Annotated in this window: 26 protein-coding genes; 11 read left to right on the top strand and 15 right to left on the bottom strand. The window is 62.3% G+C overall.

Going from position 1 to position 24,603, the window contains the following annotated elements:
* Nucleotides 1-29 precede the first annotated feature (29 nt).
* The 3 genes from ACIQUF_RS21285 (at nucleotide 30) to cmoB (ending at nucleotide 2,208) form a co-directional block, all read left to right on the top strand.
* Complete coding sequence (locus ACIQUF_RS21285; RefSeq protein WP_403135096.1) at nucleotides 30-422, top strand: protease inhibitor I42 family protein; 393 nt, start codon at nucleotides 30-32, stop codon at nucleotides 420-422.
* 89 nt (nucleotides 423-511) lie between these two features.
* Nucleotides 512-1,255, top strand: a complete 744-nt coding sequence (cmoA, locus tag ACIQUF_RS21280; protein WP_403135095.1) for a carboxy-S-adenosyl-L-methionine synthase CmoA — start codon at nucleotides 512-514, stop codon at nucleotides 1,253-1,255.
* A complete protein-coding gene (cmoB, locus tag ACIQUF_RS21275) occupies nucleotides 1,252-2,208 on the top strand; it encodes a tRNA 5-methoxyuridine(34)/uridine 5-oxyacetic acid(34) synthase CmoB (RefSeq protein ID WP_403135094.1) in 957 nt (318 codons plus the stop codon). The genes cmoA and cmoB overlap by 4 nt, the downstream gene beginning before the upstream one ends.
* Before the next feature lie 69 nt (nucleotides 2,209-2,277).
* Here the strand turns inward: cmoB and ACIQUF_RS21270 are convergent, their stop codons facing one another.
* Complete coding sequence (locus ACIQUF_RS21270; RefSeq protein WP_403135093.1) at nucleotides 2,278-2,475, bottom strand: hypothetical protein; 198 nt, start codon at nucleotides 2,473-2,475, stop codon at nucleotides 2,278-2,280.
* Between the two features lie 243 nt (nucleotides 2,476-2,718).
* Between ACIQUF_RS21270 and ACIQUF_RS21265 the strand changes: the two genes are divergently transcribed.
* Together ACIQUF_RS21265 and ACIQUF_RS21260 are read left to right on the top strand one after the other, a co-directional pair.
* On the top strand, nucleotides 2,719-3,393 hold the full coding sequence (locus ACIQUF_RS21265) for a heavy metal response regulator transcription factor (RefSeq protein WP_403135092.1): 675 nt from the start codon (nucleotides 2,719-2,721) through the stop codon (nucleotides 3,391-3,393).
* On the top strand, nucleotides 3,390-4,772 hold the full coding sequence (locus tag ACIQUF_RS21260; protein ID WP_403135090.1) for a heavy metal sensor histidine kinase: 1,383 nt from the start codon (nucleotides 3,390-3,392) through the stop codon (nucleotides 4,770-4,772). The genes ACIQUF_RS21265 and ACIQUF_RS21260 overlap by 4 nt, the downstream gene beginning before the upstream one ends.
* 11 nt (nucleotides 4,773-4,783) lie before the next feature.
* On the opposite strand, the gene pdxJ is transcribed toward ACIQUF_RS21260, so the two are convergent.
* The 10 genes from pdxJ to rpoE form a co-directional block, all read right to left on the bottom strand.
* The gene (gene pdxJ, locus ACIQUF_RS21255) at nucleotides 4,784-5,506 is read right to left on the bottom strand and encodes a pyridoxine 5'-phosphate synthase (RefSeq protein ID WP_403135333.1); all 723 of its coding nucleotides are present in this window, start codon (nucleotides 5,504-5,506) and stop codon (nucleotides 4,784-4,786) included.
* A 61-nt stretch (nucleotides 5,507-5,567) separates the two neighbouring features.
* The gene (gene recO / locus ACIQUF_RS21250) at nucleotides 5,568-6,251 is read right to left on the bottom strand and encodes a DNA repair protein RecO (RefSeq protein ID WP_403135088.1); all 684 of its coding nucleotides are present in this window, start codon (nucleotides 6,249-6,251) and stop codon (nucleotides 5,568-5,570) included.
* Nucleotides 6,252-6,386: 135 nt separating this feature from the next.
* Nucleotides 6,387-7,289 (bottom strand): GTPase Era, encoded by a 903-nt coding sequence (gene era, locus ACIQUF_RS21245; protein ID WP_400800338.1) that lies wholly within the window; start codon nucleotides 7,287-7,289, stop codon nucleotides 6,387-6,389.
* Nucleotides 7,282-7,971, bottom strand: coding sequence for a ribonuclease III (gene rnc / locus ACIQUF_RS21240; protein ID WP_400800335.1), 690 nt, complete (start codon nucleotides 7,969-7,971; stop codon nucleotides 7,282-7,284). The genes era and rnc overlap by 8 nt, the downstream gene beginning before the upstream one ends.
* Before the next feature lie 160 nt (nucleotides 7,972-8,131).
* A complete protein-coding gene (lepB, locus tag ACIQUF_RS21235) occupies nucleotides 8,132-8,986 on the bottom strand; it encodes a signal peptidase I (protein ID WP_403135086.1) in 855 nt (284 codons plus the stop codon).
* 5 nt (nucleotides 8,987-8,991) lie between these two features.
* Nucleotides 8,992-10,791: a translation elongation factor 4 gene (gene lepA / locus ACIQUF_RS21230; protein ID WP_403135083.1), complete on the bottom strand. Its 1,800-nt coding sequence runs from the start codon at nucleotides 10,789-10,791 to the stop codon at nucleotides 8,992-8,994.
* A 183-nt stretch (nucleotides 10,792-10,974) separates the two neighbouring features.
* Nucleotides 10,975-12,381, bottom strand: a complete 1,407-nt coding sequence (locus ACIQUF_RS21225) for a DegQ family serine endoprotease (protein WP_403135332.1) — start codon at nucleotides 12,379-12,381, stop codon at nucleotides 10,975-10,977.
* 208 nt (nucleotides 12,382-12,589) lie between these two features.
* Nucleotides 12,590-13,555 carry a MucB/RseB C-terminal domain-containing protein gene (locus tag ACIQUF_RS21220; protein ID WP_403135081.1) on the bottom strand — a complete coding sequence of 322 codons (966 nt, stop codon included), beginning with the start codon at nucleotides 13,553-13,555 and terminating at the stop codon, nucleotides 12,590-12,592.
* 12 nt (nucleotides 13,556-13,567) lie between these two features.
* Entirely contained in the window at nucleotides 13,568-14,158 is a 591-nt protein-coding gene (locus ACIQUF_RS21215; protein WP_403135078.1) for a sigma-E factor negative regulatory protein, read from the bottom strand.
* A 31-nt stretch (nucleotides 14,159-14,189) separates the two neighbouring features.
* Nucleotides 14,190-14,771, bottom strand: a complete 582-nt coding sequence (gene rpoE, locus ACIQUF_RS21210; protein WP_312933718.1) for an RNA polymerase sigma factor RpoE — start codon at nucleotides 14,769-14,771, stop codon at nucleotides 14,190-14,192.
* A 435-nt stretch (nucleotides 14,772-15,206) separates the two neighbouring features.
* Between rpoE and nadB the strand changes: the two genes are divergently transcribed.
* Nucleotides 15,207-16,811: an L-aspartate oxidase gene (gene nadB, locus ACIQUF_RS21205; protein WP_403135075.1), complete on the top strand. Its 1,605-nt coding sequence runs from the start codon at nucleotides 15,207-15,209 to the stop codon at nucleotides 16,809-16,811.
* A gap of 18 nt (nucleotides 16,812-16,829) precedes the next feature.
* Here nadB and ACIQUF_RS21200 read toward each other — a convergent pair whose 3' ends face one another.
* Nucleotides 16,830-17,288 carry a protein YgfX gene (locus tag ACIQUF_RS21200; protein ID WP_403135073.1) on the bottom strand — a complete coding sequence of 153 codons (459 nt, stop codon included), beginning with the start codon at nucleotides 17,286-17,288 and terminating at the stop codon, nucleotides 16,830-16,832.
* Nucleotides 17,272-17,526 (bottom strand): succinate dehydrogenase assembly factor 2, encoded by a 255-nt coding sequence (locus tag ACIQUF_RS21195; protein ID WP_401080052.1) that lies wholly within the window; start codon nucleotides 17,524-17,526, stop codon nucleotides 17,272-17,274. Before ACIQUF_RS21195 ends, ACIQUF_RS21200 begins: the two co-directional genes overlap by 17 nt.
* A 133-nt stretch (nucleotides 17,527-17,659) precedes the next feature.
* Between ACIQUF_RS21195 and ACIQUF_RS21190 the strand changes: the two genes are divergently transcribed.
* Both ACIQUF_RS21190 and ACIQUF_RS21185 read left to right on the top strand, forming a co-directional pair.
* The gene (locus tag ACIQUF_RS21190; protein ID WP_403135071.1) at nucleotides 17,660-18,601 is read left to right on the top strand and encodes a YgfZ/GcvT domain-containing protein; all 942 of its coding nucleotides are present in this window, start codon (nucleotides 17,660-17,662) and stop codon (nucleotides 18,599-18,601) included.
* A 31-nt stretch (nucleotides 18,602-18,632) separates the two neighbouring features.
* Entirely contained in the window at nucleotides 18,633-19,439 is an 807-nt protein-coding gene (locus ACIQUF_RS21185) for an HDOD domain-containing protein (protein WP_403135068.1), read from the top strand.
* 12 nt (nucleotides 19,440-19,451) lie between these two features.
* On the opposite strand, the gene ACIQUF_RS21180 is transcribed toward ACIQUF_RS21185, so the two are convergent.
* Nucleotides 19,452-20,831, bottom strand: a complete 1,380-nt coding sequence (locus ACIQUF_RS21180; RefSeq protein WP_403135066.1) for a sensor histidine kinase — start codon at nucleotides 20,829-20,831, stop codon at nucleotides 19,452-19,454.
* A complete protein-coding gene (locus tag ACIQUF_RS21175) occupies nucleotides 20,824-21,495 on the bottom strand; it encodes a response regulator (protein WP_400800307.1) in 672 nt (223 codons plus the stop codon). The genes ACIQUF_RS21180 and ACIQUF_RS21175 overlap by 8 nt, the downstream gene beginning before the upstream one ends.
* A gap of 199 nt (nucleotides 21,496-21,694) precedes the next feature.
* On the opposite strand from ACIQUF_RS21175, the gene ACIQUF_RS21170 reads away from it, so the two are divergent.
* From ACIQUF_RS21170 to ACIQUF_RS21160, 3 genes are all read left to right on the top strand, one after another.
* On the top strand, nucleotides 21,695-22,984 hold the full coding sequence (locus ACIQUF_RS21170) for an OprD family porin (RefSeq protein WP_403135065.1): 1,290 nt from the start codon (nucleotides 21,695-21,697) through the stop codon (nucleotides 22,982-22,984).
* A gap of 32 nt (nucleotides 22,985-23,016) precedes the next feature.
* A complete protein-coding gene (locus ACIQUF_RS21165) occupies nucleotides 23,017-23,997 on the top strand; it encodes a Bug family tripartite tricarboxylate transporter substrate binding protein (RefSeq protein WP_403135062.1) in 981 nt (326 codons plus the stop codon).
* A gap of 146 nt (nucleotides 23,998-24,143) precedes the next feature.
* A complete protein-coding gene (locus ACIQUF_RS21160) occupies nucleotides 24,144-24,602 on the top strand; it encodes a tripartite tricarboxylate transporter TctB family protein (RefSeq protein WP_403135061.1) in 459 nt (152 codons plus the stop codon).
* Nucleotide 24,603: the final 1 nt, after the last annotated feature.

Raw genomic sequence — 24,603 nt, 5'->3', positions numbered from 1 at the left:
TCAGGCCATCGCCCGCCTCTGGAGCCACCATGACTGCCCCTCGTCTGCTCGTTCCCCTGAGCCTCGCCCTGCTCACCGCCTGCGCCCAACACCCGCGTGAACCCGTCGAACTGGACGCCGAAAGCGAATGCCCCAAGCGCCTGCAGGTCGGTCAGCCACTCACCCTGACCCTGCCCAGCAACCCCACCACCGGCTACCGCTGGCTGGTGCAGAACCCCGCCTCGAACGTCCTGCGCAGCCTCGGCCCCGAGGTGTACAGCGCTCCGGAGGACGCGGGTATCGTCGGTAGCGCAGGCATCTCGACCTGGCGTTTCGAGGGACGTGCGGCCGGCGAAGGGCATCTGGTGCTGGTCTACCAACAGCCCTGGGCGCCGGAAGTACGCCCGGTGCAGACCTTCGATTGCGCTGTGCGGGTTGAATGAGCGCAAAGCGCTGGTCAGCCAATCATGCATCCTTGCCGCGGTTTGGCTAGAATGCCGGCCCTGCCTCTTGTCAGCCGCCTGGATTCACCGTGAGCAAACAGCCCGACCGCCTTTTCGCCCAGCCTCTGGAGCAAGTCCCCGACTTCGTGTTCAACGAAGACGTGGTGCGCGTGTTCCCGGACATGATCAAGCGCTCGGTGCCCGGTTACCCGACCATCGTCGAGAACCTCGGCGTGCTCGCAGCGCGCTTCGCCCAGCCGAACACTGCGCTGTACGACCTCGGCGCCTCGCTGGGCGCCGTAACCCAGTCGTTGCGCCGGCATGTGCGCAGCGATGGTTGCCGGGTGATCGCCGTGGACAACTCCGCCGCCATGGTCGAGCGCTGCCGCCAGTACCTCAACGCGCAGGACTCGATGTTCCAGGAACTGTTGCCGGTGCAGGTGCTGGAAGCCGACATCCTGACCCTGCCCTTCGAGCCCGCCTCGGTGGTGGCGATGAACTTCACCTTGCAGTTCATCGCCCCCGAGCAACGCCTGGCGCTGCTGGGCCGCATCCGTCAGGCCCTGCTGCCCGGTGGCGCGCTGATCCTCTCGGAGAAACTGCGTTTTGCCGATGACGAGGAGCAGACCCTGCTCAACGAACTGCACCTGGACTTCAAACGGGCCAATGGCTACAGCGAACTGGAGATCGCCCAGAAGCGCAGCGCCATCGAGAACGTGATGAAGCCAGACACCCTGCAAACCCACACCGAGCGCTTGCGCGCCGCGGGTTTCAGCAAGGTGGTGCCGTGGTTCCAATGCCTTAACTTCACCTCGCTGATAGCCTTGCCATGATCGATCTGTCCCCTCTCGTCCGCCGCTTGGCGGGCACGCCCCTGGCTTCCTGGTCGCAAGGCCTGCAAGCACAACTGGATGCCAAGCTGGAAAAAGGCCACGGCGACCTCGATCGCTGGCGCGGCGCCCTCGATGCCTTGCCGGCTTTGCAACCCAGCGAAATCGATCTGGTCGACGGCTTGCGCCTCGACTGTGACTGCGACGACGCCACCCGTGTGCAGATGCGCGAAGCGCTGATGGGCCTCTCACCCTGGCGCAAAGGGCCGTTCGATCTGTTCGGCGTGCACGTGGACACCGAATGGCGCTCGGACTGGAAATGGTCGCGGGTCGGCCCGCACCTGGACCTCAAGGGCAAGCGCGTGCTCGACGTCGGTTGCGGCAACGGCTACTACCAGTGGCGGATGCTCGGTGCCGGCGCCGACATGGTTATTGGCGTCGACCCCAATTGGCTGTTCTTCTGCCAGTTCCAGGCGGTGCAGCAGTACTTGCCCGACCTGCCCGCCTGGCACCTGCCATTTGCGCTGGAAGAGCTGCCGTCCAACCTCGAAGGCTTCGACACGGTGTTCTCCATGGGCGTGTTCTACCACCGCCGCTCGCCCATCGAGCACTTGCTGGCGCTCAAGGACTGCCTGGTCAAAGGCGGCGAACTGGTGTTGGAGACCTTGGTGATCGAAGGCGACGAAAACCAGGTGCTGGTGCCCGAAGACCGATACGCACAGATGCGTAACGTCTGGTATCTGCCCTCGGTACCCGCGCTGGAACGCTGGCTGCGCCGCGCCGGCTTCAGCGACGTGCGCTGCGTTGACGTCAGCGTGACCAGCCTCGAAGAGCAGCGCAGCACCGAGTGGATGCGCTACCAGTCGCTTGGCGACTTCCTCGACCCGAACGACCCAAGCAAGACCGTCGAAGGCCTGCCGGCCCCGCGCCGCGCCACGTTGCTGGCGCGCAAATAAAAAAGGCGCCCGTCTGGGCGCCCGAATACCCCGGCGGCGAGGAGCTGACACGGCGCAGGGGGTACAGTGCTAGTCCTTGGCTACCTCGCGGGCCTGCTCTTGCGCCTTGCGTTCGGCGATCGCCTGCTGCTTGTCACCGTACAAACGCTCCTGGTCCTGGCGGAATGCTTCCCAGAACTGCTGGGAACGTTCGGCGCCACCTTCGGCGTAGACGCTGGTGCTGCCCAGGGCGAGGATCGCCAGCAGCAGGTATTTGCTCAGGTTCATCAGGTTTGCCTCGTGATAACCGATCAGATGCGGCCATCCTAGCGAGGCTTAGCTAACGCCAAGGTGAGGCAGGAATTACAGTCCTGCAATGTGAAGAGCCCCGTATGAACAGCCAGATAACACCAGGATTACAAATCCGTTATCTGCACCGCTCAGCTTTTCTCATCCAGTAACATGCAGCCGCTTGACCCTGACACCACTACAGGGTCGAGAATCGCCCCTTTTCAACTTCCCGAGCCTCCAATGCGCCTATTGATCATCGAGGACGAACTGCGTACCGCCGACTATTTGCAACAAGGCCTGCGCGAAAACGGCTACGTGGTCGACTGCGCTCACACCGGCACCGATGGCTTGCACCTGGCTCGCCAGCAGGCATACGACCTGGTCATCCTCGACGTCAACCTGCCTGAACTCGATGGCTGGACGGTGCTGCAACGGCTGCGCGCCGAGTCGGCCACGCGCATCATGATGCTTACCGCCCACGGTCGCCTCGCCGACCGGGTCAAAGGGCTGGACCTGGGTGCCGATGACTATCTGCTCAAGCCATTCGAGTTCCCCGAGCTGCTGGCGCGCATCCGCAGCCTGCTGCGGCGCAACGACCAGCAATTGCAGCCCAGCACCCTGCGCGTCGCCGACCTTGAGATGGACCCAGGCCGCCACCGAGCCTACCGTGCCGGGCAGCGGATCGACCTGACCGCCAAGGAATTCGCCCTGCTGCACCTGCTGATGCGCCAAAGCGGTGAAGTCCTGTCGCGTACCCAGATCATTTCGCTGGTGTGGGACATGAACTTCGATTGCGACACCAATGTGGTCGAGGTATCGATCCGCCGCCTGCGCGCGAAGATCGACGACCCCTTCGAGGACAAACTCATCCACACCTTGCGCGGTGTTGGCTACGTGCTGGAAGCGCGCGCGTGAAGCAGGCCAGCCTGTCCGTTCGTCTGGGCCTTAGCGTGACCCTGATGGGCGCCGCGCTGGTGTTGCTGCTGGCCTGCCTGGCGGTAGTCGCCCTCGACCATGAGCTGGACAGCCGAGCGCGCAAGGACCTGGCGCGCAAGATGTTGCAAGTGGAGCACAATCTGCGGGTCGACCTGCGCACTGAGGACCTGGGCACCCGCGCCCACCCACTGCTCGACCTGGTGATGGGCCACGACAATCTCAGCCTCACCGTGTTGGCACTCGAAGGCCGCCACCCGCACCTGCTCAGCCTCGGCCCGCCCCTGGATTCGCAGGTAGGCGAGCTGCGCACCGAGGCGCGCCTGGGCTACCACGAATGGCGTGACAGCGCTGGCAAGCAGATCCTCACCGCGACTCGCCTGATGCATCTGCGTGACGAAACCCCGGTGCGGGTGATGATGTCGCTCGACCGTGCCGACGACAGCGCCCTGCTTCAGGCTTACCTGCGCTCGACCTTGCTCGCCCTGCCGCTGCTGCTGGTTTTGATTGGCGCAGGCGCCTGGTGGCTGATGCACCGTGGCCTCAAGCCGCTAAGACACTTCCGGCGCATCGCCGGAAGAGTGTCGGCGCAGGACCTGCAGCACCGCCTGCCCGACACCGGGCTGCCGCTGGAACTCGCCGAGTTGGCGCGTAGCATCAACGTGATGCTTGACCGGCTCGACCAGGGTGTACGTCAGTTGTCACAGTTCTCCGACGACCTCGCCCATGAACTGCGCACGCCCTTGAGCAATCTGATGGGCAAGGCCCAAGTGACCCTGGCCCGCGAGCGGGAGAGCGAAAATTACCGCGAAGTGCTGGAAGACAGCATCGAGGAACTGACCCGGCTCAACCGCATCATCAACGACATGCTGTTCCTGGCCCAGGTCAGCCAGCCGCAGGCGCAGGTGGCACTCAAGCCGCTCAGGTTGGCAGATGAGGCCGAGCAGGTGATGGAGTGGTTTACTTTCAGTGCCGAACATAAAGGGCTGACACTTCGGTTACAGGGTTGGGGCACGGCGCTGGCGGACAGGCTGATGTTCCAGCGCGCGCTGTCCAACCTGCTGAGCAATGCCATTCGGCACAGTACGGACGACCAGGCGGTCAGCGTGGGCATCGAACGCCATGGCAACGAGGTCTGGCTATCGGTGGCCAACCAGGGGCCGGGAGTCGCCGAGGAACATCTGCCGCAGCTGTTCGAACGCTTCTACCGGGCCGGGTCGGGACGTTCCCGGCTGGAAGGCGGGACCGGACTTGGGTTGGCGATCGTGAAGTCGATCATGCAGCTGCATGGCGGGCGGGTCGAGGTCAGCAGCAGCCCCACCGGCCCAACCCGATTCAGCCTGGTTTTCCAGGCTGAATAAGGGTCGTTGGATCAGCGCGAAGCCTGGACGATCAGCGCCTTCATCTCGGCCACCGCCGCCTTGAAGCCGACGAACAGCGCATGGGCCACCAGCGCATGGCCAATGTTCAGCTCATTGATGCCTTTGATTGCCGCTACCGCTTCGACGTTGTGGTAGTGCAAGCCATGCCCGGCATTGACGATCAGCCCCTGGCCAATGCCGAAGGCGACACCATCGGCGACACGCTTTAGCTCCTCGGCCACTTCAGTCGGGGTTTCAGCGTCGGCATAGCGGCCGGTATGCAGTTCGATCGCGGGGGCACCAACACGGCGCGAAGCTTCGATCTGCCGTTCGTCCGCATCGATGAACAGCGACACTTCAGCGCCAGTGCGCGACAGGCGCTCCACCGCAGCCTTGATCCGCGCCTCCTGCCCTGCCACATCCAGGCCACCCTCGGTGGTCAGCTCCTGGCGTGTTTCCGGCACCAGGCAGATATGCGCCGGGCGGATCTTGTCGGCAAAGGCCATCATCTCTTCGGTAACGCCCATTTCGAAGTTCATGCGCGTTTGCAGCACGTCCTTGAGCACCAGCACATCGCGCTCCTGGATGTGTCGGCGGTCTTCACGCAGGTGCACGGTGATGCCGTCCGCGCCGGCTTCCTCGGCGTCCAGCGCCGCTTTGACAGGGTCCGGGTACCGAGTGCCGCGGGCCTGGCGCAGGGTCGCCACGTGGTCGATGTTGACGCCGAGAAGCATGCGGTTGCTGTGAGTCACGAAAGGCTCTCCTGAAGATTTAGCCCCACAGCATACGACGTGCTCAGCGCTTGCGAAACAGTTCCCGGCTGACCAGGGGTTTTGGCCCCAGGTGCACCGCGAGTGCCTGGCGCATCAGACGCTTGGCTGCGAGCAGAGCGCCGGGCGCCTCCCACTCGGCCTTGGCCAAGGCCAACAGTTCGGTACCGTTGAACAGGCCGGGTTGCACCAGTTGGACACGCTCAAGGCCGGCATCGACCCGCAAGCGGTACAGGCCATCGACTTCGACGGGCTGGTCGTTGACGTCGTGGTCCAGCGCGAAGGCGTAACCGAGGTCTTCCAGCAGGCGCCACTCGAAGGAACGTAGCAACGGTTCGAGCGGGCGTCCGGCCGCCAGGGCTTGCAGGGTCAGGGCGTAATGCTCGAAGAGCTCGGGCTGCGGTGCTTCGGCGGGCAGCAGGCGCATCAGCAGTTCGTTGAGGTACAGCCCGCTGAACAGCGCATCGCCGTGCAGCCAGGCCGCGATACCAACGCTGTCCATTCGCCCGACGTTTTTCAGTTCGCCGCGCCCGCGCAACTCCACTTCCAGCGGCACAAACGGCCGCACCAGGCTGCCACCTTTGCCGCGTGCGCGGCGCAAGACTGCGCGCAAGCGGCCTTGCGGCGTGAAGAAGTCCACCAGCGCGCTGGTTTCCTTGTAGGCACGGCTGTGCAGCACGTAGGCCGGCTGGCCGACAGGTTGTTCCATTTCCGATCTCTTGGGCTGTAAACAACTGTGGGAGCAGCTTCAGCCGCGAACACCGGCGAAGCCGGTGCCATCCACCGCGTCGCTTGATTCGCGGCCAAAGCCGCTCCCACAGGGTATGCCAATTGCTCGGGACGGTTACAGGTCGCCGTAGCCCAGCGAGCGCAGCGCGCGCTCGTCGTCGGACCAGCCGCCCTTGACCTTGACCCACAGGTTGAGCATGACCTTGGCGTCGAACAGGGTTTCCATGTCCTTGCGTGCGTCGGAGCCGATGCGTTTGATGCGCTCGCCCTTGTCGCCAATGATGATTTTCTTCTGGCCGTCACGCTCGACCAGGATCAACGCGTGGATGTGCAGCACATGGCCCTGCTGCTTGAACTCTTCGATTTCCACGGTGATCTGGTACGGCAGCTCCGCACCGAGCTGGCGCATGATCTTCTCGCGTACCAGCTCAGCGGCGAGGAATCGGCTGCTGCGGTCAGTGATCTGATCTTCCGGGAAGAAGTGCTCGTTTTCCGGCAGGTGCTTGGCGATCAAGCCCTCCAGCGATTCGAGGTTGTGCCCCTGTTGGGCGGAGATCGGCACCACTTCGGCATTCGGCAGTTGCTCCTGCAACCATTTCAGGTGCGGGATCAGCTCGGCCTTCTCTTCCATGCGGTCCGTCTTGTTGACCGCGATGATCAGCGGGCCGGTTACGTACTGCACACGTTCGAGCACCAGCTGGTCCTCGTCGGTCCAGCGCGTGCGGTCGACCACGAAGATCACCACATCGACGTCCTTCAGGGCCGCCGAGGCATTGCGGTTCATGTAGCGGTTCAAGGCCTTGTCGTTGGCCTTGTGCATGCCGGGGGTATCGACATAGATCGCCTGCACATCACCCTCGGTCTTGATGCCGAGCATGTTGTGGCGAGTGGTCTGCGGCTTGCGCGAAGTGATCGCCAGCTTCTGACCGAGGATGTGGTTGAGCAAGGTCGACTTGCCCACGTTCGGGCGGCCGACGATGGCCACGTAACCGCAGCGGGTCGGATTGTTCTCAGTCATTGCCATTCTCCACGCCCAGGGCGATCAATGCAGCGGCAGCGGCGACTTGCTCGGCAATACGCCGGCTCACGCCTTGGCCACGGCTCTTGTTGTTCAGCAGTACCACTTCGCATTCGACGAAGAAGGTACGGCAGTGCGGTTCGCCCTGGATGTCGACCACCTCGTAACGAGGCAGCTCACAGCTACGCGACTGCAGATATTCCTGCAGGCGTGTTTTCGGGTCTTTGTTGGTGTCGACCAAGGTCAGGCTTTCGAACTCGTCGGTCAGCCAGGCCAGCACGCGCTCGCGGGCGGTCTGCATGTCGGCGTCCAGGTAGATGGCACCGATCAGGGCTTCGAGGGCATCGGCCAGGATCGACTCACGGCGGAAACCGCCGCTCTTCAGTTCACCAGAACCCAGGCGTAGGTACTCACCCAGATCGAAACCACGGGCCAGACGGGCCAGGGTTTCTCCCTTGACCAGGCGGGCGCGCAGGCGCGACAACTGGCCTTCGCGGGCCTGGGGGAAGCGCTCGAACAGCGCTTCGCCAGCGACGAAGTTGAGAATGGCATCACCGAGAAACTCCAGGCGCTCGTTGTTGCGCCCGGCGTAGCTGCGGTGAGTCAGGGCCAGCACCATCTGGTCCTGGTCCTTGAAGGTGTAACCGAGCTTACGCTCGAGACGGGCAAGGGAAGCACTCATGCAGCCACCCGTTGGTTGTTCAACGCGTTGTTCAAATCAACTTCCTGAAAGACTGTTTGGCTGTGGCCCGTTGCGGCAAGCAACGAAACGCTCGATCCCTGAGAACACAGCCTATGTCAGAAATGCATTCGGCGCTGTCTATGGACAGCGCCGAAGGGTATCAATGGATCAGGCCGACCCGCGACAAGTTGGGCATGTGGCTGAGTTTTGGCTCTGGCCAGCTCATCCAGACCGCGAAGGCCTTGCCTACGATGTTGCGGTCCGGAACCATGCCGTGCAGTTCCTTGGGAATGTTCGGATCATCCCAGTAACGGCTGTCGTTGGAGTTGTCGCGGTTGTCGCCCATCATGAAGTAATGGCCAGCCGGCACGGTCCATTGCTGGTCCGGCGGCATGCGATAACGAGTCATTTCCTTGCGGATCAGGTGCTCGGCCGCACCCAGTTTTTCCTTGTACAGCTCGGCGCTGCCCAAAGTACCCGGTTCAGCGCCAACCAGTTGCTCGGCAATCGGCTGACCATTGACGAACAACCGCTTGTCGCTGGTGTAGCGAATCTGATCGCCCGGCAGGCCGACTACACGCTTGATGTAGTTGACGTTCGGGTCGCTCGGATAACGGAACACCATCACATCGCCGCGTTGCGGGTCACCGACCTCGATGACCTTCTTGTCGATCACCGGCAGGCGAATGCCGTAGGAGAACTTGTTCACCAGGATAAAGTCGCCCACTTCCAGGGTCGGCTTCATCGACCCCGAAGGGATCTGGAACGGCTCGACCAGGAACGAACGCAACACCAGCACGATGAACAGCACCGGAAAGAACGACTTGCCGTATTCGACCAGCAGCGGTTCTTTGTTCAGGCGCTCCACTACAGCCATTTCGGGCTGGGTGACGCTACCCTGGTAGTTGGCGATCGCTGCCCGCCGGCGCGGGGCCAGGAACAGCAAGTCGATCAAGCCCAACAGACCGCAAACGGCGACGGCGATGACTAGCAACAGCGGGAAATTTAGCGACATAGGACCTAGCTATCCAACCTGAGCACGGCGAGGAAGGCTTCTTGTGGAATTTCCACGTTACCGACCTGTTTCATGCGTTTCTTACCGGCCTTCTGCTTCTCCAGCAGCTTTTTCTTACGACTGACGTCACCGCCGTAGCACTTGGCCAGTACGTTCTTTCTGAGCGCCTTGACGGTTGTCCGCGCAATGATCTGACCGCCGATGGCTGCCTGGATCGCCACATCGAACATCTGCCGAGGGATCAGCTCCTTCATCTTCTCGGTCAACGCACGGCCTTTGTAGGCCGCGTTGTCGCGGTGCACGATCAATGCCAGGGCATCGACCTTGTCGCCGTTGATCAGTACATCCAGTTTGACCAGGTTGGCCGACTGGTAGCGATCGAAATGATAGTCCAGCGAAGCATAGCCACGGCTGGTGGACTTGAGGCGGTCGAAGAAGTCCAGCACCACTTCGTTCATCGGCATGTCGTAGCGCACCTGCACCTGGCTGCCGAGGAACTGCATGTCGCGCTGCACGCCACGCTTCTCGATGCACAGGGTGATGACGTTACCCAAGTGCTCCTGCGGCACCAGGATGGTCGCGGTGACGATCGGCTCGCGGAAATCGGTGACCGACGAGACGTCAGGCAGCTTCGACGGGTTGTCGACGACGATGGTTTCACCGGTTTTGAGCTCAAGCTCGTAGATCACGCTCGGCGCCGTGGTGATCAGGTCCAGGTCGTATTCGCGCTCCAGGCGCTCCTGGATGATCTCCATGTGCAGCATGCCGAGGAAGCCGCAACGGAAGCCGAAGCCCAGTGCGTCGGAGCTTTCCGGCATGTATTGCAGCGACGAATCGTTGAGGGTCAGCTTCTGCAGTGCATCGCGGAAGTCCTCGAAATCGTCGGAGCTGACCGGGAACAGGCCGGCGTAGACCTGTGGCTGGATCTTCTTGAAGCCCGACAGCACTTCGACTTCCGGGGTCGAGGACAGGGTCAGGGTGTCACCGACCGGTGCACCGTGGATGTCCTTGATGCTGGCAATGATGAAGCCTACTTCACCGGCTTTCAGATCAGCGGTCTGGGTGTGTTTCGGGGTGAAGACACCGACGCTGTCGACCAGGTGCACCTTGCCGGTGGACTTGACCAGGATTTTGTCGCCTTTCTTGACACGGCCGTGGCGCACACGCACCAACGAGACCACGCCCAGGTAGTTGTCGAACCAGGAGTCGATGATCAATGCCTGCAGCGGGGCATCGATCTCGCCTTCGGGCGCTGGAATGGTGTGCACCAGACGCTCGAGCACTTCATCGACACCCATGCCGCTCTTGGCGCTGCAGGCCACGGCGTCGGTGGCGTCGATGCCGATGATCTTCTCGATCTCGTCCTTGACGCGGTCCGGGTCGGCCTGGGGCAGGTCCATCTTGTTCAGCACCGGCATCACTTCGAGGCCTTGCTCGATGGCGGTGTAGCAGTTGGCGACGGACTGGGCTTCAACGCCCTGGCCGGCATCCACCACCAGCAGCGCACCTTCACAGGCAGCCAGCGAACGCGAGACTTCATAGGTGAAGTCGACGTGGCCGGGCGTGTCGATGAAGTTCAGCTGGTAGGTCTTGCCGTCCTGCGCCTTGTAGTGAAGGGTAACGCTGTGGGCCTTGATGGTGATCCCGCGCTCGCGTTCAAGGTCCATGGAGTCGAGGACCTGGGCTTCCATTTCGCGCGCCGACAGGCCACCGCACATCTGGATGAAACGGTCGGCCAGCGTCGACTTGCCATGGTCGATGTGGGCGATGATGGAGAAATTGCGGATATGACTCAAATCACTCACGGGTCAACACTCGGAAAAGGCTGCGAGCCGGACGCCCGCCGAAAAATAGCCGGGAATTGTACCTTAACCAGCAGGGATATGGGAGATTCCTCTGTCGCACCTTACCCGCCAATTCCGGCAAACAATTGTGAACGTTCATGAAAAAGGGCAGCCGAAGCTGCCCTTTTCGCCTTGCAAAGCTACTTATTCCGCCAGTTTGAACGTGATGAAGCTGGCACGCCCCTGACGCAGCACGCGCATGGACACCGAACGGTTTTTCGGCAGGTCCTTGGCGATTTCGGTGAATTGCTTGGCCGAAGCGATCGCCTGGTTGTTCAGGTGGCTGATGACATCACCCGGACGCAGGCCGATCATCGCTGCCGGACCATCCTGAACTTCCTTGATGACCACGCCACCCTTGAGTTCCAGCGACTTTTTCTGCTCGGCAGTCAGGTCGGAGACCGACACACCCAGGCGGTTGCTGCTGCGCTCGGCGCTGCCGTCAGCGCCGGTGCCGGTGCCGATATCGGCATCGTCATCGGGCATCGCTCCAATGGTCACATCCAGATTCTGGCGCTTGCCGTTGCGGATGATCTCAAGCTTGGCCTTGGCGCCATCCTTCAACGTGCCGACCAGGTGCGGCAGGTCGGCCGACATGACGATCGGCTGGCCATTCATGCTCAGGATCACATCACCTACCTGCAGGCCGCTCTTGGCTGCCGGGCCGTCTTCCAGTACCTGGGCTACCAGGGCACCGGCCGGCTTGTCTAGGCCGAACGACTCAGCCAGGTCCTTGTTGACCTCCTGAATCACGACGCCCAGCCAGCCGCGGCTAACCTTGCCGTCTTTTTTCAGCTGATTGGAAACATCCAGCGCGACATCGATCGGAATGGCGAACGACAGGCCCATGAAACCGCCCGAGCGGGTGAAGATCTGCGAGTTGATGCCCACCACTTCGCCGTTCATGTTGAACAAAGGGCCACCGGAGTTGCCTGGGTTGATGGCCACGTCGGTCTGAATGAACGGCACGTAGGTGTCATTGGGCAGGGTCCGCCCCTTGGCGCTGACGATACCTTTGGTCACCGAGTGGTCAAAGCCGAACGGCGAACCGATGGCCAGTACCCACTCACCCACCTTGAGCTTCTCGGAATCGCCCAGCTTGACGGTCGGCAGGTTCTTGCCTTCTACCTTGAGCAGCGCCACGTCGGTGCGCGGGTCGGTGCCGACCAGCTTGGCCTGCAACTCGCTGCGGTCCGACAGGCGGACGATGATTTCGTCAGCATCGGCGACCACGTGGTTGTTGGTCAGCACGTATCCATCACTGGAGATGATGAAGCCAGAACCCAGCGACTGGGCCTCACGCTGGCGATCCCCCCGGGGCGAACGCGGCTGTTGCGGAATGTTGCGCTCGAAGAACTCGCGGAACATCGGCGGCAGGCCTTCGAGGTCTGGCATCTGCCCGGCTGCCATGCGGCGGTCCGGCAGTTTTTGCTTGGTACTGATGTTGACCACGGCCGGCGAGGCCTGCTCGACCAGGGTCGTGAAGTCCGGAAGGGCTTCCTGCGCCTGGGCGGTGAGCACCTGGCCGAGCATGAGCACGGCGGCGAACATCGATAGGTAGGATTTCAAGCGTGGTATTGACATACGGCTCCCGTCACAACGAGCGTAGTTAGCGTAAGACCCCTGCAGAAGCAGGAAAGGCCAGACTCCAAGAAGCCTGACCTATAAAAAATTTGACGAAGGATTGCAAATGACAATGCTTTAATTTCATTTCAGCCGCATGTCCGTACGCTTTGGTATTAGCTGAAAAAGCGCGCTGTCACTGGCGCGCCTGGGTATCCTGAGCCCGCATCGACAACGCAATGCGCTCAGCGGTACCCAGCGGAATTTCACCCACCACAGTTACCATCACTTTGCCCTTGGGCGTGTTCAGGCGTCGCGAAACAGCCGAGGTAGGCCCGAGTTGGGTCCGTACATCAGCGGAGGCATCTTCCTTCACCGGTTCGAGAAATACCGAGAAACGCGCCAAGCCGTCGTCATACATCAGGCTACTGACAGAACTGTCGCGGGAAGTGTCACGGCGTACCGTGCTGTTGATCAGCTCGAAACCTGGTGGCACCCAATCAGATCGCCAGCCTGCAACGGCCTCGGTCTTCGCAGTGGCCATGCGCTCCACCGGCTTGCATGCGGCACTGGCCTGCAGATCGGCGTCGGTAGGCAGGTCGTCAGTATCGAGGCGGGTCATCTGGAAGCGTTCGAGCAATTGCCCCTTGTCGTTAAGCATCAACGAGCGCAGCGGCAAACCGGTCTTGCTGTCCAGATGCAGCTCAAAGGCGTAACGGTGCTGGTCACGAGGCGTCAGCGTGACGATCACGGCATCGCGGCCGGCGACACGCGCCTTTCCCGCAACACCCAGGTCGTACCAGCTCATCAACTTGAGGGGATCGAGCATGCGCGGCGCAGCGTCGGGCAGGGTGCTCACTCCACTGGCCAGGGCACCGCTGACGCACTGCACTTTGCCATCCACGCGCACGATTTCCTGGGCGGAGCCATCGAGCTGCATTAGCCGCTCGCTGACCTTGCCGTCCTGGACGCGATGCCAGATATCGTGGGAAGAGAAGCTGCCATTTCGTTCGTAGACGAAAGAGCCCTGGTAACTCTGCTTTTGCTCGGCTTGTGCCAGCTTGTTCAACCACTCACTCGCCTCAGGCGAAGAGTTGGCTGCCAACGCTGGCACCGTCATGCAGCTGCCTAACAGCAGCGACAAGAGAGGTAGCGCGCGCATGATCCTCCTTACTTAGCGGTTTTCCAGGCTGGCGGCGCGGGCATACGGCAGAGCGGTTTCGGTGCCCTTGAGCGCGGATTCCTGCGCATGCTGGCGCAGATAACCCGGCAGACGCTGATCCCAGCCGGCCTGGTTCTGCAGCACGCCGTTGGCCATCGGCCCGGTCGGTTGCTCACTGCTTTCACTATAGCCTGCCAAAACGGCCGGACCCTGAGTTTGTGGCATGCTCAGGCCTTGCTGGGCAGGCTGCTGCGAAGCCAGCTCGGCGCCGGTTATTTCGTCCTGGTTGTACATACGTACGCCAGCCAGTACTGCCACAGTAACCGAGGCAGCCACGGCCAGGCGGCCAATGCTGCGCCACGGGCCCTGTTTGACCTTGGCTGGCACGGCTTCGTCAGCCAGTGCGGCAGACACTGCCGAGGCAATATCCAGTTTAGGCAGCAGCAACTCCTTGTGCATGGCTGCGCGGGCAACCTGGTAACGCGACCAGGTGGCACGGGTTTCGGCATCATCGACGGCGCTCAGCACACGTCGCAATTCCAGTTCGTCCGCTTCGTTGTCCATCACCGCGGACAGCGATTCTTGCAAAGCTTCACGACTCATGGCGGTTCCTCTCTTGGCTGTCGCCGCTGTCTCAGGAATCCTGCAACAACGGCTGCAGGGCTTTGTCTATGGCCTCCCGAGCGCGGAAGATTCGAGAGCGCACGGTACCCACCGGACATTGCATGACACTGGCAATGTCTTCGTAACTCAACCCATCGAACTCGCGCAGGGTCAACGCCGTGCGCAAATCTTCGGGCAGTTGCTGGATGGTGCGATGGACAGTGCCTTCGATTTCATCCCGCAACAGGGAGCGTTCTGGGGACTCGAGATCCTTGAGACCATGATCGCCGTCGTAAAACTCCGCATCCTCGGAGCTCACATCGCTGTCTGGTGGCCGTCTTCCACGGGACACCAGGTAGTTCTTCGCCGTGTTGATGGCGATGCGGTACAGCCAGGTATAAAACGCACTGTCTCCGCGGAAATTGCCAAGCGCACGGTATGCCTTGATAAAGGCTTCCTGCGCCACATCCTGGGCCTCGTGGGTATCGTGTACGAACCGCACGATCAACCCGAGAATCTTGTGCTGATACTTCAGCACCAACAGATCGAACGCTCGCCTGTCGCCGCGCTGAACGCGCTCGACAAGCTGCTGATCCTCTTCCTGGGTTAGCATGAACACTCCTCAGTAAACTTGAAGGAGCGTTGCAAAAGCCATCGTTCAGGCTTGCAAACATAGACTCGGGCTTTTCGCAAAAGTTCTCTCCTCCAAGCAAGTTTCCTGCGGCCCTTGGTCGGCTCGCACGGAAGACGCGGCGCGGGCACGGCCGGCTGCGTCGATAATCAGGTTTCGGATACGCAGGTGTCAGCCCGGATAGAGCTGCCGCCACGCGTCGCCGCGCGAAATTTTGGCGCACGGGCAGCCTTCATAGGATTTCCGGTCGTGTAGGAAAGTTCCCATCAGGATTGCCGTAACGTCGTAGGTGGCATGGAAATTGGCCACTGCAGGCTGCTATAAAGGCAACCCGGCCTGCATTGACGATAGTTTCACAATGCCATCTGCGCGTGACTATTGTGCCGTGCCCCTCCCAAAGATTACTAGTGTCCCGACATGAGCCAACAATTCCAACATGATGTCCTGGTGATCGGCAGCGGCGCCGCCGGTCTCAGCCTGGCACTCAACCTACCCAGCCACTTGCGCATTGCGGTGCTGAGCAAAGGTGACTTGAGCAACGGGTCCACATTCTGGGCCCAAGGTGGTGTCGCTGCGGTACTGGACGACACCGATACCGTGCAGTCCCATGTCGAGGACACCCTCAACGCCGGTGGCGGCCTATGCGACGAAGCGGCAGTACGATTCACTGTCGAGCACAGCCGCGAAGCCATTCAATGGCTGATCGAACAAGGCGTACCGTTTACCCGCGACGAACATCACAGCGTTGACGACGGTGGTTTCGAGTTTCACCTGACCCGTGAAGGCGGCCATAGCCATCGGCGCATCATCCATGCCGCCGATGCAACGGGCGCAGCTATCTTCACCACGCTCCTGGAACAAGCCCGCAAGCGCCCGAACATCCAGTTGCTGGAGCAGCGTGTGGCGGTCGACTTGATTACCGAGCGTCGTCTGGGGATGGCAGGCGATCGCTGCCTGGGCGCCTATGTACTGAACCGCAACAGCGGCGAAGTGGACACGTTCGGTGCTCGCTTCACCGTGCTGGCCACCGGCGGCGCAGCCAAGGTCTATCTCTACACCAGCAACCCTGACGGCGCGTGCGGTGATGGCATTGCCATGGCATGGCGTGCCGGTTGCCGGGTCGCCAACCTGGAGTTCAACCAGTTCCACCCGACCTGCCTGTATCACCCGCAGGCCAAGAGTTTCCTGATCACTGAAGCCTTGCGTGGCGAAGGCGCCCTGTTGCGCCTGCCCAATGGCGAACGCTTCATGCCGCGCTTCGACCCCCGCGAAGAGCTGGCACCGCGCGACATCGTAGCCCGCGCCATCGACCACGAGATGAAACGCCTGGGCGTGGACTGCGTGTATCTCGACATCACCCACAAGCCCGCCGACTTCATCAAGAGCCATTTCCCGACCGTCTACGAACGCTGCCTGACCTTTGGCATCGACATTACCCGCCAGCCGATCCCGGTCGTCCCCGCCGCCCACTACACCTGCGGCGGTGTGGTGGTCGATGATCGCGGCCACACCGATGTACCCGGCTTGTATGCCATTGGCGAGACCAGCTTTACCGGCCTGCATGGCGCCAACCGCATGGCCAGTAATTCGCTGCTGGAGTGCTTTGTGTACGGCCGCTCCGCTGCTGCCGACATCCAGGCGCACCTGGATCAGATCGCCATGCCGAAGGCCCTGCCCTGCTGGGACGCCAGCCAGGTCACCGACTCGGACGAGGATGTGATCATTGCGCACAATTGGGACGAACTGCGGCGTTTCATGTGGGACTACGTGGGCATCGTGCGCACCAGCAAACGCCTGCAACGCGCCGAACATCGCGTCCGCCTGCTGCTGGACGAGATTGACGAGTTCTATAGCAACTACAAAGTCAGCCGCGACCTGATCGAACTACGTAATTTGGCCCAGGTGGCGGAGCTGATGATTCGCTCGGCCATGCAGCGCAAGGAAAGCCGCGGGTTGCATTACACCCTGGATTACCCGGGGATGTTGCCTGAAGCCAAGGACACCATCCTCAGCCCGACCTGAAAGCCAAGCGGTGCCTGATCAAGGCACCGCTACCTCGGCCCACCTGCGCCGGCTGAACTTCAGCCTCACCCGCAAGCGCCGATGTTGATCAGCCTCTACAGCATCCTTGACGATACATTGGCTTTCGCCAAACCAATGCCCAGGGCGAACAAACCGCAACACCACCAAGCCTGGAAGCGCCACACTGTCCCGACACAGGCGCACCACCTGCCAGCCCTCGGCCCGGGTGAACAGCCGCCAGCCAAGCGCATCGCGCCGCAGGCCGGTGACGGCATGGGCATGGGTCAGCAGGATACGTCGAGGGATTACCCAGCAGGCATGGGCCAGACAAGCGCCTGCGACAGGAAGGCAATACCACCAGGGCAAGGCACTCAACCACAAGGCAAACTGCGCCAACCCCAGGCAAATCAGATAGGCCACCAGCAACAGGCGCGAGCCCTGCCAGCGGCACTCGAAACACTCACTTGGGCTGGACACGATCCAGAATGATGCGGACCATGCGCTGCAGCTCCGGATCTTCGGACTCGGTGCGTTCCATGAACCAGCCGAACATGTCCTGATCCTCGCAGCTCAACAGGCGCACGTAGAGTTCGCGGTCGGCTTCGCTCAGGGTCGCGTAGACTTCCTGGGTGAAAGGCACCAGCAGCACGTCGAGTTCCAGCATGCCACGGCGGCTGTGCCAGAAAAGCCGGTTGAGTTCAGTTTGTTCGACCATGGGGCCCTCCTCAAATGGGCCGCCAGTATACAGCCAGGCGCAAGAAGCGGCACGAGGCGTTGGTCTAGTCACCTACCTATTTTGTTACTGGCGTTCTATGATGGCCGCCAGTCTTTAGCCACCGCGATCCCCCATGGCCGATTCCGCTTTCTTCAGCCCCCTGTCCCACGAGGGCATCCTTGCCGTCCGCGGCTCCGACGCCGGCAAGTTTCTGCAGGGCCAGCTGACCTGCAACATCAACTACCTCAGCCTTGAGCACGCCGGCCTTGGCGCACGCTGCATGGTCAAAGGGCGCATGCAGTCGAGCTTCCGTATCCTGCCCGAAGGCAACGGCTACCTGCTGGCGATGGCCAGCGAACTGCTCGACGCGCAAATGGCCGACCTGAAGAAGTATGCGGTGTTCTCCAAGGCCACGCTTGCGGACGAAAGCGCCGCCTGGGCGCGTTTCGGCCTGCAGGGCGGTGATGCGGCGCTGCAGGCGCTAGGCTTGAGCGTGCCGGCCAGCGCAGGCGCCACCGTGCGCCATGAAGGCCTGATCGCCATTGCCGTGTCCGAAGGACGCGTGGAACTCTGGGCGCCTGCGGATGCTGCTGCAGGTGTTCGCGAAAAACTCGCCGCCGCGCTGCCCGAAGGCAGTCTCAACGATTGGCTGCTGGGGCAGATCCGCGCCGGTATCGGCCAGGTCATGGGCCCGACTCGCGAGCTGTTCATTCCGCAGATGATCAACCTGCAGGCGGTGGATGGCGTGAGCTTCAAGAAAGGCTGCTATACCGGCCAGGAGATCGTCGCCCGCATGCAGTACCTGGGCAAACTCAAGCGCCGTCAGTACCGCCTGCTGCTCGATCAGCTGGACATTCCAGCACCCGGCAGCGAAATCTTTTCTCCTACCCATGGATCGTCAGTTGGCGAGGTTGTTCTTGCGGCCAGTACGGGCCAGGGTTGCGAACTGCTGGCGGTGCTGACGGCCGACGCGGTGGAAGACGACAACCTGCACCTGGGTAGCCTGCAAGGCCCACGGCTTGAGGTGTCGAGCCTGCCTTACGAACTGGACCGCGACCGGGAAATCCAGCGCTAACCAGCCCGCCCCCCCTGCGCTAGAGACGTACATGAACAAGCTGGCCGAGATGGTTCAAGCACAGTTGCTCGCTGCCATCGCCAACGATGACCTGGTCTTGCCGACCCTCCCGGAAGTCGCCCTGAGCATCCGCGAGGCCGCCGAGAACACCGAGATCAGCGTTGCCGCCCTGAGCAAGGTGATCGGCCGCGATGCCGCACTCTCCGCGCGTCTGATCAAGGTGGTCAACAGCCCGCTGCTGCGCGCGGCGGTCGAGGTGACTGACCTGCATACGGCCATCACCCGCCTGGGTATCAACTACAGCTGCAACCTGGCGATCGGGCTGGTGATCGAGCAGATCTTCCATGCCCGCTCTTCGGCTGTGGAGCAAAAACTCAGGGATATCTGGGCCAACAGCCTGGAAGTGGCGGGCATCAGCTATGAACTTTGCCGTCGCTATACACAGCTGAAACCAGACCAGGCGACCCTCGGCGGGCTGGTTCACCAGATCGGCGCGCTGCCGGTGCTGATCTATGCCGAGGAACACAACGAACTGCTCTCCGACCCGGTCTGCCTGCACTATGTGATTGAGCAGATCCAACCGGTGCTGGGAGACAAGATTCTTTCGTCATGGGAGTTTCCCGAGCAATTGGTCAACCTGCCGAGCCAGGTTCAGGACCTGGACCGGCAAACCGAAAAGGTCGACTACATCGACGTGGTGCAGATTGCCCGTTGCATCAGCCAACGCGGGCGTAGCCGGCCTCTGGCGGCCTTGCCGGCCTATCGGCATCTCGGCTTGCCGTACGGCACGGAGCTGGAAGTCGATGAGCTGCTGGAAGCGCGGAGCATGCTGCGCTAACCCGCCAACGCCTCAGTCGGCAATAAAGCTCACTCTGACTTTCAACCCACCGTTTTCGCCATCGTGCAAGCTGATCTGAGCAAGGTGCGCACGACAGATCTCGCCGACAATCGCCAGGCCCAGCCCGCTCCCCTGGGCACTGCGCCGGTAGAAGCGTTCAAACACCCGCTCACGCTCATCTTCTGGGATCCCGGGCCCATCATCCTCGATTTCCAGCACTGCTGGCGCCAGCACCCGCAAGATCACATTGCCACCCGCCGGGGTATGCGCCAGCGCGTTATCCACCAAGTTGCTCAATAATTCATTGAGCAGCGTAGGCTCGCCCTTGAGCCACACCGGCGCTTCGGCCTCCAGTGCCAGCGCCACACCCCGATTGTGCGCCAGCGGTGCCATGGCCATGCCCAGCTCGCGGGCCAGCTGGCTCAGGTCAAGGCGCTGGGCACCACCTTCGGCGATTGCCCGGGCACCATTCTCGACCCGCGCCAGCGACAGCAACTGGTTCGCCAAATGGGTCAGGCGATCAGTGCCCTGCGCGGCTGACTCCAGGGTCTGTCGCCATTCCTCTGGCTGCTGCGAGCGCAAGCCGAGCTCGACCCGCGCCTTGAGCGCAGCCAGCGGCGTGCGCAATTCGTGAGCGGCCTCGGCGATGAACTGCGCCTGGCGCTCGAACTGCCCGCGTAAACGCTCGGTGAAGTGGTTCAAGGCACGCACCAGCGGGCTCAACTCACGTTGAACCTGCACCAGCGGCAATGCGCGCAGGTCGTCCGGCTGGCGCTCCTCCACCGCCGTGCGCAGCCGCTCCAGCGGGCGCAGCGCCGCGCTCACCGCGAACCAGACCATCACCAAGGCGCCCAGCGCCAGCATTCCCAGACGCAGCAAAGTGTCGGCCATCAGCCCGCGGGCCATGGCCACCCGCGCTTCTTCAGTTTCGGCCACGCGAATTTCGGCCATGCCGTTCATGTTCGGCTCGCTCACCGCCTTCAACAGGCTAACCACACGCACGTCCTGGCCCAGGTATGTGGCGTTATAGAAACGCGCCAGCGCTGGGTAATCGTCTGTGCGCGGTGTGCCAGGCGGTGGTGGCGGCAAGTTTTCGTACCCTGAAATCAGCTTCTGGTGGATGTCCAGCACCTGGTAGTAGATGCGCCCGGCGCTGTCGTAGGCGAAGGTGTCGAGGGCCACGTAGGGCACGTCCGCGCTGAGGGTGCCGTCGCGCTGCGAAAGGCCGGCGGAGATGGTCCGGGCCGAGGCAAGCAGGGTACGGTCGTAGGCCGTATCGGCGGCTTCGCGGCCATTCCAATAGGCGCTCAGCCCGCTGGCCAGCATCAGCACTACCAGCAGCAGCGCCAGGTTGCCCAGCAAACGCCCGCGCAGGCTGCCATTGTCACGCATCGCGGTGCTCTAACAGGTAGCCCAGGCCGCGGAAGGTGACGATGGCCACCGGCTGGCCATCGAGTTTCTTGCGCAGGCGGTGGATGTAGATTTCGATGGCGTCGGGGCTTGCTTCTTCATCCAGACCGAAGACTTGGGCAGCAAGCTGCTCTTTGCTCATCACCCGCCCTGGGCGGGCGATCAGCGCTTCGAGCACGCTTTGCTCGCGCGAGGTCAAGATCAGGTTGTCCTCGCCGAGGCTGAAACGCCGGGTATCGAGGTCGTATACCAGAGGCCCGCAGCGCTGCTGGCGTTCGCCACCCAGCACGCTGCGCCGCAGCAGGGCCTTGACCCGGGCTTCAAGCTCGGTCAGCTCGAAGGGTTTGGCCAGGTAATCGTCGGCCCCCAGATTCAACCCATGCACCCGATCTTTGACATCGCTGCGCGCGGTCAGCATCAGCACTGGGAGGGTCTTGCCGCGCCCACGCAGGCGCGCCAGCACTTCAAAGCCATCCATGCGCGGCAAGCCCACGTCGAGCACGGCAACGGCGTATTCCTCGCTGGCCAGCGCCAGGTCGGCAGCCACGCCGTCGTGCAATACATCCACGGTCAAGCCATGGCTTTTGAGGGCCTGGGCCACGCTTTCGGCCAGTTGCAGATGGTCTTCGACCAGCAGCACACGCATCGGATTCTCCCTGCTCGGGTGGGGCGGTGGCGCGGAGTGTACCGCTGTCGCCCGCGCTGTGAAGCCCCTTGTAACAAACCTTTCAGGCTGAAAGGTTAGCGAAAGGTTCGTTACCTAGCATCGCACCACGGTCGCCCCGCGCGCCGAAAAAAGCACCAGCAAGGTGCAACGAATAAGAACAATAAACGGAGCCATCTCGATGCTGTCATCGCAGCCGCAGGCGTTCGCGCCTACCCGTTCCCTGTCCGCACGCCCGTCCGCCATCGCCAGCGCCCTTGCGCTTGCCGGCGTCGCCCCGATGAGCCAGGCCGCCTTCTTCGAAGACAGCACGGCGACCTTCGAAACCCGCAACATGTACTTCAACCGCGACTTCCGCGACGGCACCAGCGCGCAGCAATCCAAGCGTGACGAATGGGCCCAGGGCTTCATGCTCAACTTCGAGTCCGGCTACACCGATGGCACCGTGGGCTTTGGCCTGGACGCGCTGGGGATGCTTGGCATCAAGCTCGACTCCAGCCCCGACCGCACCGACACCGGCCTGCTGCCGACCCACGATGACGGCAAGGCGGCCGACGAATATTCCAAGCTCGGCCTGACCGGCAAAGTGAAAGTGTCGAAAACCGAACTGAAGGTCGGCACCCTGATCCCCGAACTGCCGACCCTGCAGCCCAACGATGGCCGCATCCTGCCGCAAACCTTCGAAGGCGGCCTGCTGACCTCGCAGGAAATCAAAGGCCTGACCTTCACCGGCGGGCGCCTGGACAAGGCCAAGGACCGTAACGACACCAACTGGGAAGACCTGGCCCTCAACAACAAGAATGGCCGCTTCGGTGGCACATACAGCGCCGACAACCTCGACTTGGCGGGACTGGACTACAAGTTCACCGACCGTATCACCGGCAGCTACCACTTCGCCCAGCTCGATGACATCTACCGCCAGCACTTCATCGGCCTGCTCGCCACCCAACCCTGGGGCCCAGGCACCTTCGGCGCCGACCTGCGTCTGGCGATCAGTGACGATGCCGGCGCGGCCAAGGCCGGGCGCATCGACAACACCACCTTCAACGGCATGCTCAGCTACACCCTGGGCGGGCACAAGGTCAGCGGCGCCTGGCAGCAACTGAGCGGCGACAGCGCCTTCCCCTACATCGATGGCGCCGACCCGTACCTGGTCAACTTCGTGCAGATCAACGACTTCGCCGGTGCCGACGAGCGCTCCTGGCAGGCGCGCTACGACTACAACTTCGCCGCCTTAGGGATTCCCGGCCTGACCTTCATGACCCGCTACATCAACGGCGACAACGTCAGCCGCGCCGCCGGTGGCGAGGGCAAGGAGTGGGAACGCGATACCGAGTTCAAGTACGTGGTACAAAGCGGCCCGTTGAAAAACGTCGCCGTGCGCCTGCGCAACGCCACCTTCCGCTCCAACTTCGCCCGCGATGCGGACGAGGTGCGGCTGCTGGTGAGTTACAGCGTCGCCCTGTGGTAACCCCATAACAACAATGCTCACGGAGATAGACGATGACCTTTTCACTGCGCCGCCTCGTCCTGGCCACCGGTTGCCTGCTGCTGGCCGGCAATGCCCTCGCTGCTGAACCGAAACGCCCTGAATGCATCGCCCCGGCCTCGCCCGGCGGCGGTTTCGACCTGACCTGCAAGCTGGTGCAGAGCGCCCTGGTGCAGGAGAAGATCCTCAGCAAACCGATGCGTGTCACCTATATGCCTGGCGGTGTCGGCGCGGTGGCCTACAACGCCGTGGTCGCCCAGCGCCCGGGCGATGTCGGCACCCTGGTGGCGTGGTCCAGCGGCTCGTTGCTGAACCTTGCCCAGGGCAAGTTCGGCCGCTTCGATGAAAACGCCGTGAAATGGCTGGCAGCGGTCGGCACCAGTTACGGGGCCATCGCCGTGAAAAGCGACTCGCCCTACAAGACCCTCGACGACCTGGTCGCGGCGCTGAAAAAAGACCCGAGCAAAGTGGTGATCGGCTCCGGCGGCACCGTCGGTAGCCAGGACTGGATGCAGACCGCGCTGATCGCCAAGGCGGCCGGCATCAACCCGCGCGACCTGCGTTACGTGGCACTGGAAGGCGGCGGCGAAATTGCCACCGCGTTGCTGGGTGGCCACATTCAGGTCGGCTCCACTGACATTTCCGACTCCATGCCGCACATCCAGAGCGGCAACATGCGCATCCTCGCGGTGTTCTCGGAAAACCGCCTGGACGAGCCGGAAATGAAGAACATTCCTACCGCCAAGGAGCAGGGCTACGACATCGTCTGGCCAGTGGTACGTGGCTTCTACCTGGGGCCGAAGGTGAGCGATGAGGACTACGCCTGGTGGAAAGAGTCCTTCGACAAGATGCTGGCCTCCGAAGACTTCGCCAAGCTGCGTGACCAGCGCGAGCTGTTCCCGTTCGCCATGACCGGTGACGAGCTGGATGGCTATGTGAAGAAACAGGTGGCGGACTACAAGGCGTTGGCCAAGGAATTTGGGCTGATTCAGTAAATCGAGCTGCAACTCGCTCTCTGTAGGAGCGGATTCATCCGCGAACCAGGGCAAAGCCCTGGCCAGACACCAGCGGTGTCCGTTTCGCGGATGAATCCGCTCCTACAGGGATCCGCGTCGTCCCGAACAAAACCGAGGACTTCTTGATGATCCTGCAACGCCTTTTCGCCCTGGTCCTGCTGGCGGTGTGCGCCGCCCTGGCCGTGATGGCCTGGCCTTACCAGGCAGCATTTTCCTACGAACCGGTCGGGCCTCGTGCCTTCCCGCTGCTGATGCTCGGCCTGATGGGCCTGGGCCTGCTCTACCTTGCGATCCGCCCTACGCCCATCGTGCACAAGGACGACGAGCCGGCGCTGGACCGCGAAACCCTGACCAAGATCGCCGCCTGCGTCGGCCTGCTGATCGTCTTCGCCAGCACCTTCGAAGCCCTGGGCTTCATCCTCAGCGCCAGCCTGGTGGGCCTGCCCATGGCCCGGCTGTATGGCGGCCGCTGGCTGCACAGCGCCATCGTGGTGGTGGGCATGAGCCTGTTCCTCTACTGGCTGTTCGACCGCGTGATGGATGTCCCCCTGCCCCTTGGCCTGCTGAGCGTACTGGAGAACTGAC

The sequence above is a fragment of the Pseudomonas sp. NPDC090233 genome, assembly GCF_044772285.1.
Taxonomy (GTDB): domain Bacteria; phylum Pseudomonadota; class Gammaproteobacteria; order Pseudomonadales; family Pseudomonadaceae; genus Aquipseudomonas.
This window is presented reverse-complemented; position numbering and strand designations above follow the sequence as displayed.